Origin of the sequence: Neobacillus oceani, assembly GCF_046237595.1 — a bacterium.
GTDB classification, from domain to species: Bacteria; Bacillota; Bacilli; order Bacillales; family Cytobacillaceae; genus Bacillus_D; species Bacillus_D oceani.
Genome location: NZ_CP143543.1, coordinates 3,643,795 through 3,655,993, shown reverse-complemented (window position 1 = coordinate 3,655,993; position 12,199 = coordinate 3,643,795). Strand labels below are relative to the sequence as shown.

The window sequence follows — 12,199 nt, the reverse complement described above, 5'->3', positions numbered from 1 at the left end:
CCGGATGAAAGGGAAAATGCGTATCCAGAAAATCATTGTGTATGGTTTGTTGATTGTCCTGTCGCTCTTATTTCTTTTGCCGTTTTTTTGGATGGTGATGACCGCGCTGAAAGGCCCGGTAGAGCTTAGCCAATATCCACCGAAATTCATTCCTTCCGTATGGCATTTCGAGAACTTTGCCAAAGCATGGAACAGCCAGCCATTTAATACTTTCCTAATGAATAGTTTGACGGTCACGGTGATGACGACCCTTGGACAGATTATTTCATCCACCCTTGTTGCGTACGGTTTTGCACGGTTTCGATTTAAAGGGCGGGATACGCTGTTCATTATTTTGCTTGCGACCATGATGATTCCATGGGAAGTAACGATGATCCCGCAATATATGGAATTTAATATGTTCGGCTGGATCAACACGCTGAAGGCATTGATTGTTCCTTCCTGGTTCGGTTCCGCGTTTTATATTTTCCTGTTGCGGCAATTCATCATGTCAATTCCGAAAGAACTGGATGAGGCTGCAAAAATGGATGGGGCTAATGTATTCCAAATCTATTACAAAATCTATTTGCCGCTCGTATGGCCGGTCATCGTGCTGATTGCGGTGTTTAACATAATTGGCAGCTGGAATGATTATCTAGGCCCGTTGATTTTCCTGAATGACCAGAGCAAATATACGTTGACGCTTGGTTTGGCGCAGTTCAAAGGGGTTTATGACGTGGATACGAACGGCCTCATGGCGGTTACGTTCCTGATCAGTCTTTTCCCGCTTATTTTGTTCTTTTTCGCGCAAAAGAAAATTGTCGAGGGTGTGCAGACTACTGGTTTGAAATAAGAGTTTGTGTGGACAACTTGATTTGAGTGTGTGGATGAATCTTGGTTCATCCATTTTTTTAGTGATTGTTTGATAGTAAAATATGTTGATTTGCGCTCCGGGCGCACGCTTTCCGCGGGCAGTCCGGGAGCCTCCTCGGCGAAACCCATGCCTGCGGGGTCTCCCCTGGCCAGCTATTCCCGCAGGACATTGAATGGCATCCTCGAATTTGCCCACGCACGAAGAAAATGCGTAGCATTTTCGAGGAGTCGGCGCCCTCCGCTCCAATCAACATAAGTTCGGCATTCATAATCACACACAATAGTCTGCATTGGCTAGAAAATGCGACCGAAAATCACTAGTTATTCGCAAAATTCACTAGTGAGGGTCAGACCCCTACTATTTTTTGCGAATTTTAATAGTCAAAAATCACTAGTTGCTGTCTGCGGATTTGAGTGGTAAATCACTAGTTATTCGCAAAAATCACTAGTAAGCGTCAGACCCCTACTACTTTTTGCGAATTTTAATAGTGAATATCACTAGTCAGCGACCTGTACATTTTGATTTTTTAAGAAGGAAGTGACTGCATGTTTGATGTTAATAAAATCCCTTTCAGCCGTTATGGTTCGTTTATTACAATTTCACCGAAGCATAGAGGGGGCGGGGATGGGGCGCTTTATATACGGAACATCCGGAACGGGGATAATGGTTTTGGCGAGGTGTTCCGGGTTGAGTTGATCCAGGATGGCGAGCCCGTGTCTTATCAATCAGAAATGTCTCCGAGTTTGCTGCTCCTTAAATCGGGGGAAGGCTTTGCGGAATTTTGCATTACGGAAGCGCGGGTTTTGCAAATACGGAGCGAAGGAGTTGGGGTTAGGCTGACGGGGATTACCGGTGCCTATGATTATGCGGCCCTTGTTGGCGAGAACCGCTGGGAAGTGAATCATTCGTCGCAGGAAATGCGTTATATGCTTACCACGGTAAAGGGGCGGATTGAGATGGATGCCCCGTTCAAGGAGCAGCGCTGTGAAAGAATCATCGTGAATCTTCTCCCTGGACCGTCGACGGAGATGGAATGCGTGATGGAGGAGTATACGACTGTGTATCGGCCGAGATCCTATGTTTCTTTTTCACAAGGGCATGAGCTCGTTGAAAAGGAGTACAAGACATGGTTTCAGCGCGTTCTTTCGGTGCCAGATGAGCATGCGGAAGGCCGTGAGCTGGCGAGTTATATTACGTGGTCTTGCGTTGTTTCGCCTGAGGGGATGCTGACGAGGCCGGCGATGTACATGTCGAAAAACTGGATGACGAACATTTGGAGCTGGGACCATTGCTTTAATGCGATGGCGCTTACGAAAAATTCACCGGAGCTTGCCTGGGACCAGTTCATGATTTTCTTTGACCTGCAGGATGAATCGGGGATGCTGTCGGATTTCGTCAACAATCGCTTTGCGTTGTGGAATTTTACAAAGCCTCCGATTCATGGCTGGACATTAAGGCGGATTTGGGAACGAACCGATTATGTGACTGCTGAGAAACTGAAGGAAGTATACGAGCCGTTGGCCAAATGGACAAATTGGTGGCTGACGTACCAGGATAGTGATGGGGATGGCATTCCGCAATACAATCACGGAAATGACAGCGGCTGGGATAACAGCACGATTTTTCGAATGGGACCTCCGGTGGAAAGTCCGGACCTGTCTTCGTTTTTAGTGCTGCAAATGGACGTGCTGGCGGAAATAGCGGAGAAGCTGGGCCGCGAAGATGAAGCAGTAAGGTGGAGGCGGGAATCTGAGGAACTACTGACAAGAATGATTGATCATTTCTGGGACGGCGAGCGGTTTGTGGCGAAGAAGTCCGGCACCCATGAAGTGATTGAATCAGACAGCCTTGTTCTCTATATTCCTATTATTCTTGGAAAAAGGCTGCCGGCTGGGATTCGGGGGAAATTGGTCGATGGAATTAAAAACAAGGGTTTTTTAACAGAGAATGGCCTGGCGACAGAGCTGCCGTCCAGCCCGTTCTATAAAGAAGACGGCTACTGGCGGGGGCCGATTTGGGCGCCGACAACGATGCTCGTGGTGGATGGACTGCTCTCGGCGGGTGAAAAAGAGCTCGCACTTGAGATTTCCAGGCGGTTTTGCAGGATGGCTTCAAAATCCGGGATGGCGGAAAACTTCAATGCTTTGACGGGCGCCGGCTTGCGGGATCCAGCATTCACTTGGACATCCAGCGTGTTTTTGATGCTCGGCAATTTGTTGCAGGAAAATGAGGAGGCAGTTCAAGGATAAGGTTGGCTTCTTGGATTAGAGTCCGGATTGATTCGGGATAAGAGCGGGCGCTCGTATTACAAAGCCATACTTCCTGATACGAGGGACTTGTTTACTGATAAAAGAGATTTATTTACTGATAAAAGAGATTTATTTACTGGTAAAAGAGATTTATTTACTAATAAAAGAGATTTATTTACTGATAAAAGAGCCTTACTTGCTGATAAAAGTGTGTTACTTACTGATAAGAGAGGATTACTCTCGGATAAGGCTTGCTTACTTATAGAGAAAAGCGGCTTAGTCGGGGATTTGGTTGCCATACTCCCCGCGTAGCCGCTTTTATTCTGTAAACGCCGTTCATCAATCAGCCATCATATTTCAATTTCGAGTTTTTCCATTTTCCTGTACAGGGTGCGGATGCTGATCCCTAAGTCTTTTGCGGCTTGTTGTTTTCCGTTGTAGGTGTTTTCGTAGGCCTGCAGTTTTTGGATAATCACATCACGTTCTGCTTGAGCTAGGCCAGGTTTTGAACTAATCATTCTTTCGGACTGCATGGGCCGGCTTCCTGACAAATTGGTCAGATAGGGCGGGAGTGAATCCTTTGTCAGCGTATTCTTTGATTCTATATTCATGCTGTATTCTATGACATTTTCCAGCTCGCGTAGATTCCCCGGCCAGTGATAGGCGGAGAGGATTTGCATGTATTCCTCTGTCGGGGAATCAATCATTTTTCCGGTGCGCGCTTTTAACTTTTTCATAAAGTGAATGGTCAAAAGCTCTAAATCTTCCATTCTTTCGCGGAGGGGCGGAATCGTGATCGGGATGACATTGAGCCTGTAAAACAAATCGGATCGGAAAAGCTTTTCATTTATTAGCTCGTTTACGGGTTGATTGGTTGCGGAAATAAGCCGGACCTCTACTTTTTTGGAACTTGTACCGCCAACGCGCATAATCATACCGTCCTGCAGCACTTTTAAAAGTTTCGGCTGCAGGCTCAAAGGCAGATCGGCAATTTCATCCATGAACAATGTTCCCTTATCAGCCAGTTCAAAGTAACCCTTTTTTCCGTTCTTTTTCGCATTTGTAAACGCGCCTTCTTCATAGCCGAATATTTCGCTTTCAAATAAGCTTTCCGGGATTGCGGCACAATTCAATTCAATGAACGGCCCTTTGTTAACAAGGCTGGTTTCATGGATATACTGGGCCAGTAAACTCTTTCCTGTACCGGTTTCGCCCGTAATTAAGATCGATGAGGTGCTATTGTGGATATTCTTTATTAAACTCCGAATATTTGTAAGCGTTTTACTTTTTCCGAAAATATAATTTCCCATGGCGGAATAGCGATTATCAACCGCTTTAAACACATCGGTATCCCGCACAATAGAAATAATGATTTCTTTTAGCCGAGAAAGCCATTCAATATAGTAATCTTTGCTTTCAATAAGCTTGAATTCGTTTTCCGGTGAGAAACTGACGAATGACAAATAACCGTATTTTTTTCCATTGATGATCATGTCCTGAATCAGTTCGGCCTTGGATGGGCAATGATTAATAAAATGGCAGCCAATACACGATTTCATTTTACCTGGCTCGTGAAGGAATGTTATGTGGTGCCCATATAAATTGTTGAAAAACGGGGTGTGAACCTTTGTCCCTTTCTGCAAAATATACTCCTCTGTGGCGGCAATTAGTTCACCTTTCGGATTAAAGTAAGCAATATCAACATGCAGCAAGTTTGAAAAGGCTTGGATGACTTTTGAAATCGAGTTTAATAAAGGCATTCATGGACCTCCAATGACTGTTACTATCCCTATAATATCGTAATTGTGTGAATATTCAAATGAAATTTGCCAGTTTTGACTTCGATTTGTCATTTCTGACATATGACAGGAGGGTTATTTTGAAAAACACAAAACGAAAGCGTTCTATTCATCACCTTTTTTCAGAAAATTAAAAGTTGGCACACTACTTGCATAGTTAATAAGGTGAAAGATAGTTTTTCAATCGAAGCAAATTTGAAAGGATGGGAAACTAGTGAATTATGAAGAATTATTAGGAATCAAAGATAAGGTTGCGGTGATTACTGGCGGTGCTTCCGGAATCGGACTCGCTACTGCCGAGCTTTTTGCCGAAGCCGGAGCAGCCGTCGCGTTGCTTGACATTAACGAAGAGCGAGGCGGCGAGGCCGCAAAGGAATTGCGTGACAAAGGATATAAAGCCGAGTTCTTTAAATGTGATGTCACTTCGGCGGCGGATTGTGAAAAGGCAGCCTCCGAGGTAGAGCAGCAATTTGGCAAAATTGACGTTTTATTTAATAATGCCGGCTTGATTCGCAGGAAAACGGTCGTTGAGCATACGGAAGAGGATTGGGATTTGGTTATCAATGTTTCTCTAAAAGGAGCATTTTTACTATCAAAATATGTGATTCCAATCATGGAGAAAAACGGCGGGGGCAGCATTGTCAACACAGGTTCTGGCTGGGGCTTAAAAGGCGGCGATCAGGCAGCCTCCTATTGCGCGGCAAAAGCCGCCGTGGTGAATTTGACCAAGGCAATGGCCATCGACCATGGGAAACAAAATATCCGTGTGAACTGCGTTTGCCCGGGGGATACGGATACGCCTCTTTTGCGGGATGAAGCAAAGCAATTGCATGTGGATGAAGCGAAGTTCCTTGATTCATCGGCGGTTGGACGGCCGCTCGAGAGAATTGGCACACCGCGTGATATTGCAAAAGGCGTGTTATTTTTGGCAAGCGATATGTCTTCCTGGGTGACAGGGACCGTTTTAACAGTTGACGGCGGCGGCTTGGCTTAAATCAAATGTAAAAGGAGAGAAAATGATGAGAAAAACAGCACATCCATACATACCGAATACCGTTCCTGAAGTGCAGGAGGAAATGCTAAAGGAAATCGGGGTCGAAACGATTGAGGAGCTCTTTGTCGGAATACCGGAGGAGCTGCAATTTAAAGGGGAATTGAACATTCCGGAAGCGCTGCCGGAGTACGAGTTGAAGAAATATGTAGAAGGAATTTTAAACAAAAATAAAACAGCCGATGAGTATTTGAATTTCCTTGGTGCAGGCTGCTGGAACCATTTTGTACCGGCTGTGTGCGATGAAGTGAACCAGCGCGCCGAATTTGTGACCGGCTATGCGGGGGATCCGTACGAGGACCACGGCCGATTCCAGGCATTGTTTGAATATCAGAGCCTAATGGCTGAATTGGTCGATATGGATGTCGTGAATGTTCCGACCTTTGATTGGGCGCAGGCAGCGGCGACTTCAATCCGGATGGCTCACCGCATTACCGGACGATCTGAGGCTTTACTGCCGAAAACGATTTCGCCTGACCGGTTGAAAATTATTGAAAACTACTGTTCACCACAAGTTACTTGCATTCTCGTAGATTACGAGGAAGATTCCGGACAAATCAGCTTGAGCGATTTGGAAGGAAAGCTTTCCGAAAATACTGCTGCGGTCTATTTTGAAAATCCATCGTACCTTGGCTTCATCGAAACGAAGGGACAGAAGATTAGCAATCTCGCAAAAAATGTTGGGGCTATTACGATTGTCGGCGTCGACCCGAGTTCGCTCGGCGTCCTTGAGCCGCCAAGCCATTACGGTGCTGATATTGTCTGCGGCGATCTGCAGCCGCTTGGCATGCATATGAATTATGGGGGAGGCCATGCGGGCTTTATTGCCACACATGATGACCTAACCTTTATCAAAGAATACCCATCACGCCTATTCGGAATCGCGCCAACTATTGTAGAGGGCGAGTATGGTTTTGGCGATGTGTTTTACGACCGGACATCCTTTGCCCAAAGAGAAAAGGGGAAGGAATCCGTCGGGACACAAACAGCCCTTTGGGGGATTACAGCCGGGGTTTACCTGTCGCTGCTTGGCCCGAATGGCATGTATGAGCTTGGAAAAACGATTATGCAAAAATCCCAATATGCGATGGGTGAAATCGGGAACATCCCGAACGTCGTTGCATCCCGTTTTGAATCAGCCAACTTTAAAGAGTTCGTCGTTGATTTTAACCGGACAGGAAAAACAGTGAAGGAAATCAATCAATATTTATTGGACAACGGAATATTTGGAGGAAAGGATTTATCGGAGGAATTCCCGGAGTTTGGCCAGTGCGCACTGTTTTGTATCACTGAAATTCATACGAAGGCCGATATCGACCGTTTAGTCCAAACAATCAAAGACTTCTTGTGATCGAATCGTAAGTCATAAGCCAAAAAGAAAGGAATGGTGTACGTGGAAAGGATTAAAAGAGGCAAAGTTAGGCAATTCCATCAGGCAAAATGGGATGAGCCAATTATTTTTGAACTTCATCAAAGCGGTGAACGGGGCGTTGCATTGCCAAGGGTCGAGAGCGGAATTGAAGAAAAAGTAGGGGATGGGGTGTCCTTCATTCCTGGAGAAATGGTTAGGAAACAAAAACCGAATCTCCCGGAGATTGCCCAAAATCGGGTATTGCGACACTATTTACGGTTGTCACAGGAAGTGCTGGGCTCTGCGTTTAACGTAGAAATTGGCCAAGGCACGTGCACGATTAAATACTCTCCGGAAATTAATGAGGCAATCGCGGCATCACCGAAAATGACGGAGCTCCATCCACTACAGGATGTCAGTACGGTACAGGGGATTCTTGAAATCACCCATAAGTTGGAGCTCGCCTTACGAGAGGTTTCCGGGATGGACTATTTCTCTTTTCAACCGGGGAGCGGCACCCAAGCGTTATTCGCGATGGCATCGATCGTTCGGGCATACCACGAAGCAAATGGCGAAGCGGACCAGCGCGATGAAATTATTACAACAATCTTTTCCCATCCTTCGCAGGCAGCAACCGCAGCCGTAAAAGGCTATAAAATTATTACACTTTATCCGGACGAGGACGGGTTTCCAGATCTCGAGAAGCTGAAAGCGGCCGTATCTGAAAGAACAGCTGGATTTGTTGTCGCGAACCCTGAAGATACCGGAATTTATAACCCGAAGATTAAGGAGTTTACGAGGATTGTCCATGAAGCGGGCGGGATTTGCTATTATGACCAAGCAAATGCCAATGGGCTCCTAGGGATTACAAGGGCTAAGGAAGCCGGGTTTGATATGTGCTTCTTTAACCTTCACAAAACCTTCTCAACTCCGCATGCTTGCGGTGGTCCGGCTACAGGGGCCTTGGGCGTTGTCGACAGGCTTAAGGAATTCTTGCCGGGGCCGATTGTTGAAAAAGACGGCGATCAATATGTGTTGAATGATAATCTGAAGCACAGCATCGGCAAGGTCCGTTCGTTCCAGGGCGTTCCGCAGCACGTCCTTCGCGCCTATGCCTGGATTCGCGCCCTTGGGCCGGATGGGCTGAAGGAGGTTGCGCAGGTTGCCGTGCTTAACAATAATTATTTATACCATAAGGTCCTGAAAATTAAAGGGGCAAGCGCGCCATATATTAAGGGACAAAGATTGGAGCAGGTTCGCTACAGCTGGGAGCAATTAACGAAAGACACCGGTGTGACGACCGATGATGTCTCCCGCCGGATGGCTGATTTCGCCCATCATTATTGGACGAGCCACCACCCATATGTCGTACCGGAGCCGTTCACACTTGAGCCGACGGAAACTCCATCAAAGGCCGATTTGGATGAGTACATCGCATCCTTGACCCAAATATCAGAAGAAGCCTATACCAATCCGGAACTCGTCAAATCTGCGCCACATAACAGCACGAATCATCTCATCAAGGACGAGGATGATTTTGATAATCCTGAAAAATGGGCCATCACCTGGCGTTCATACTTGAAAAAAACGCAGGCACCGGAGAAGGTTGAGCTGTAAAAGGAATTGAGGTTCTTCACCATAAGGTGGTTCATTTAGTTTTTGGTATGTAACCGATTGTGGTGAAGAACCCAAACGCACAGGATATTTTAAAAAGAAAAATCCAAAAAATCCATTCGAAAATGGGGAATGAAACATGAAAAAATACATGTCCATTATGCTAGTGCTGCTTCTGCTTTTGCTCGCGGCCTGTTCCAATAAATCCGGCGGCGAGGAAACGGCATCCGCCGATAGCAAAAATCCAAAAGGCACGATTACCGTTTGGGGCTGGGATGTTGCCGCTGCGACTCTGGAAGCATCGGTAAAAAGCTTTCAGGAAAAATATCCCGATGTAAAAGTCAAAGTAGAGGATTTCAACAGCGATGACCTCTACTCCAAGTTAACGGTTGGCTTGGCTGCGCGCGGTTCCGGCCTTCCGGATGTTGTATTGGTGGAGGATGAGCGGATTCCGGGGTATGTCCATCAGTTTCCACAAGGATTTCTCAATTTAAGCGAGCTTGGCTACGACAAGCATAAAGATTTATTTAATGAGGCGAAAATAGCGTCTGTCCAGGATCAGGATGGAAATTTCATTGCCGCACCTTGGGATATCGGCCCAGCCGGAGTGTTCTATCGTGTAGATCTTTTCAAACAGGCAAATGTCGATCCAAATTCAATCGAAACTTGGGAGGACTATATTGCCGCTGGCGAGAAAATTAAAGCCGCGACTGGCGCCGAGCTGCTGCCAATCGATGTTCCAAATCATGATGGCGTTTTTGCGATGATGATGCAGCAGCAGGGCATGTCCTATTTTGATAAAGATAACAAAATTGCCTTGCAATCTCCTGAGGCAATCCGGGCGATGAAGACTATCAAGGAAATGTATGACAAGGGATTAGTCCTGCAAAACAATGGTTGGGATGGGATTGTCACGGCAACAGTAAACGGATCGGTAGCGACCGTCCCATACGGTGTTTGGTATGCCGGGACCATCATGGACCAGGCGCCGGATTTGAAAGGGCAATGGGATGTATTCTATCTGCCAGGATTTAAGGAAGGCGGAACCCGATATGCAAACGTGGGGGGTTCCTCCATCCTGATCCCTGCATCTACCAAAAACCAGGCTGCCGCCTATGCATTTGTGGATTTCTTTACAACCGATAAAGACGCGCAGCTTCTTGGATTTGAAAAATACGGTCTGTTCCCATCTTTGAAGGGTACGTATGACGCACCACAATTCACTGAAAACAGCGAATACTTCAATAACAGCCCGATCTTCAAAAAATTCGCTGATATTGTAGACCAGGTGCCAACAGTTTATTTGAACGAAAATCTTGCAAAAGCGAGCACCGTGACAAGAGACGCCCAAGCAGCCATTGTGCTTGAGAATAAATCAGTTGAAGACGTTTTAAAGGATGCCCAAAAACAATTAGAAAACCAAATTAGATAATGATTCTGTTCGAGAAATGAGAGAGGGATGTTTCTTCTCTCATTTCTAGCAATTTTTTAGGAAGGGGACCGTGGGGGATGAAAATACAAATAGAAAAGTCCGTGAAACCAGACGCAGCCCTACAAGTGAAACCAAGAAGAAAATTAATTACTCCTAAAAGTGCCCCGTATCTTTTTATTGGTCCTGCGTTTCTTTTAACGCTAGTATTTACGGTTTATCCGATCATATCGTCGTTCATTTTAAGCTTTCAAGAGGTTCGCGGAGTGGAAAAAACATTTGTTGGATTTGCAAACTACACCAGGCTTTTCCATGACCCGATTTTTTATAAAGCTTTGATCAATACAGCGCAAATTTTGATCATCCAGGTTCCAATCATGCTGTTTACTGCCTTGTTAATCGCTGTCGGGCTCCATTCCTCCATGGTTAAGGCAAAGTCGTTTTTCCGGATCTCCTATTTCATGCCGTCAATTACCGCACTTGTTGCCGCATCGATTGTCTTCATGATTTTGCTGGACGAGCGTTATGGATTGGTCAACTATGCCCTGTCATTTTTGGGGCTTAAGTCAATTCCCTGGCTGACATCGCCTGTTTGGGCCAAAATTTCAGTCATTCTAGTTATGACATGGAGATGGACCGGTTACAATATGGTCATTTTTCTTGCCGGCCTGCAAAACATCCCCGGTGAATTATATGAAGCAGCGAGTATGGACGGGGCGGGGAAAATAAGGCAATTCTTTATGATTACGATTCCTCAGTTGAAGCCAGTATTTATTTTTACGGTTGTGATGTCCACGATAGGTACGTTGCAGCTTTTCGATGAGCCGTTTATTTTGACAAATGGCGGCCCTAACAGCGCCACCATGACGATTACCCTTTATTTATATAACGTCGGCTTTAAATATTTTGAATTTGGATATGCCTCAGCCATCGCCTATGTTCTTGTGATCATTACGGCGATTATTTCTCTGATTCAGATGAAATTGGTAGGTGACTTCAAAGAATGATCCATTCAAAAAACACTCCGAAAAAAGTTGTCATTTATCTTTTGCTGATGATTGGCGTGATTTTATCAATTGCCCCATTTTATTGGATGGTGATTGGTTCTACGCTTCAGTCTGGAGAGATTTTCCGTGTTCCGCCTAAACTTTTACCCGGTGATAATCTTCTGAAGAACTTTCAATCCCTGAACGAAGCCTTGGGGATTGGCCGAATTTTTTTTAACTCTCTGTTCATTGCCCTTGTGTACACAGCGGCGAGTACATTGATCAGTGCGATGGCGGGTTATGCCTTTGCCAAATTTGACTTTAAAGGAAAGAACCCGTTCTTTTTTGTTATCTTTTGTTCACTGCTGATTCCTGCGCAAGTGACATTGATTCCGATGTTTGAATTGATGGTGTTCCTGGATTGGCTAAATACATATCAAGCGATCATTTTGCCTACCCTTGCCGCACCATTTTCCATTTACTTAATGAGGCAAAATATGAGAGCGGTTCCAACTTCGCTTATTGAGGCAGCGAGAGTGGATGGAGCTGGAGAGTTGAAAATCTTTTTTAGCGTTATTTTACCCGTAACACGGCCAGCGCTTGCGGCGGTAGCGATTTTTCAATTCATGTCGCAATGGAACAGCCTATTATGGCCGCTCATTACCTTGAATTCTAAGGAAATGTTTACATTGCCTGTCGCCCTTTCCAGTATTATTGGAATGGCGCGTATTGATTATGGCCAATTAATGCTCGGAACAACTTTATCGACGATTCCGATTATGATTTTCTTTTTAATTCTGCAAAAACAATTCATTTCCGGCATCCTTGGCGGGTCGGTAAAAGAATAGCCTTTGAAAGGAGAAAAGA

At 45.5% G+C, this 12,199-nt stretch carries 10 protein-coding genes; 9 read left to right on the top strand and 1 reads right to left on the bottom strand.

The window, feature by feature from the left end; all coding sequences use genetic code 11:
* Positions 1-4: 4 nt before the first annotated feature.
* The 3 genes from V1499_RS18470 to V1499_RS18460 all read left to right on the top strand — a co-directional run bounded on the left by V1499_RS18470 (position 5) and on the right by V1499_RS18460 (position 3,414).
* A complete protein-coding gene (locus tag V1499_RS18470) occupies positions 5-832 on the top strand; it encodes a carbohydrate ABC transporter permease (protein WP_409271486.1) in 828 nt (275 codons plus the stop codon).
* 566 nt (positions 833-1,398) lie between these two features.
* On the top strand, positions 1,399-3,102 hold the full coding sequence (locus tag V1499_RS18465; RefSeq protein WP_409271484.1) for an amylo-alpha-1,6-glucosidase: 1,704 nt from the start codon (positions 1,399-1,401) through the stop codon (positions 3,100-3,102).
* Between the two features lie 87 nt (positions 3,103-3,189).
* Positions 3,190-3,414, top strand: coding sequence for a hypothetical protein (locus V1499_RS18460; protein ID WP_409271482.1), 225 nt, complete (start codon positions 3,190-3,192; stop codon positions 3,412-3,414).
* 38 nt (positions 3,415-3,452) lie between these two features.
* On the opposite strand, the gene V1499_RS18455 is transcribed toward V1499_RS18460, so the two are convergent.
* Complete coding sequence (locus V1499_RS18455) at positions 3,453-4,862, bottom strand: sigma-54 interaction domain-containing protein (RefSeq protein ID WP_409271480.1); 1,410 nt, start codon at positions 4,860-4,862, stop codon at positions 3,453-3,455.
* A gap of 253 nt (positions 4,863-5,115) precedes the next feature.
* On the opposite strand from V1499_RS18455, the gene V1499_RS18450 reads away from it, so the two are divergent.
* The 6 genes from V1499_RS18450 to V1499_RS18425 all read left to right on the top strand — a co-directional run bounded on the left by V1499_RS18450 (position 5,116) and on the right by V1499_RS18425 (position 12,180).
* Positions 5,116-5,895 (top strand): SDR family NAD(P)-dependent oxidoreductase, encoded by a 780-nt coding sequence (locus V1499_RS18450; RefSeq protein ID WP_409271478.1) that lies wholly within the window; start codon positions 5,116-5,118, stop codon positions 5,893-5,895.
* Between the two features lie 25 nt (positions 5,896-5,920).
* A complete protein-coding gene (gcvPA, locus tag V1499_RS18445) occupies positions 5,921-7,303 on the top strand; it encodes an aminomethyl-transferring glycine dehydrogenase subunit GcvPA (protein WP_409271476.1) in 1,383 nt (460 codons plus the stop codon).
* Positions 7,304-7,345: 42 nt separating this feature from the next.
* Entirely contained in the window at positions 7,346-8,920 is a 1,575-nt protein-coding gene (gcvPB, locus tag V1499_RS18440) for an aminomethyl-transferring glycine dehydrogenase subunit GcvPB (protein WP_409271474.1), read from the top strand.
* A gap of 136 nt (positions 8,921-9,056) precedes the next feature.
* The gene (locus V1499_RS18435) at positions 9,057-10,349 is read left to right on the top strand and encodes an ABC transporter substrate-binding protein (RefSeq protein ID WP_409271472.1); all 1,293 of its coding nucleotides are present in this window, start codon (positions 9,057-9,059) and stop codon (positions 10,347-10,349) included.
* Between the two features lie 77 nt (positions 10,350-10,426).
* Complete coding sequence (locus V1499_RS18430) at positions 10,427-11,353, top strand: carbohydrate ABC transporter permease (protein ID WP_409271470.1); 927 nt, start codon at positions 10,427-10,429, stop codon at positions 11,351-11,353.
* On the top strand, positions 11,350-12,180 hold the full coding sequence (locus V1499_RS18425) for a carbohydrate ABC transporter permease (protein WP_409271468.1): 831 nt from the start codon (positions 11,350-11,352) through the stop codon (positions 12,178-12,180). Before V1499_RS18430 ends, V1499_RS18425 begins: the two co-directional genes overlap by 4 nt.
* Positions 12,181-12,199: the final 19 nt, after the last annotated feature.

Coding starts and splice junctions, on each gene's coding strand:
- V1499_RS18470 (WP_409271486.1), top strand. CDS start 5: ATGAAAGGGAAAATGCGTATCCAGAAAATCATTGTGTATGGTTTGTTG.
- V1499_RS18465 (WP_409271484.1), top strand. CDS start 1,399: ATGTTTGATGTTAATAAAATCCCTTTCAGCCGTTATGGTTCGTTTATT.
- V1499_RS18455 (WP_409271480.1), bottom strand. CDS start 4,862: ATGCCTTTATTAAACTCGATTTCAAAAGTCATCCAAGCCTTTTCAAAC.
- gcvPA (WP_409271476.1), top strand. CDS start 5,921: ATGAGAAAAACAGCACATCCATACATACCGAATACCGTTCCTGAAGTG.
- V1499_RS18435 (WP_409271472.1), top strand. CDS start 9,057: ATGAAAAAATACATGTCCATTATGCTAGTGCTGCTTCTGCTTTTGCTC.
- V1499_RS18430 (WP_409271470.1), top strand. CDS start 10,427: ATGAAAATACAAATAGAAAAGTCCGTGAAACCAGACGCAGCCCTACAA.
- V1499_RS18425 (WP_409271468.1), top strand. CDS start 11,350: ATGATCCATTCAAAAAACACTCCGAAAAAAGTTGTCATTTATCTTTTG.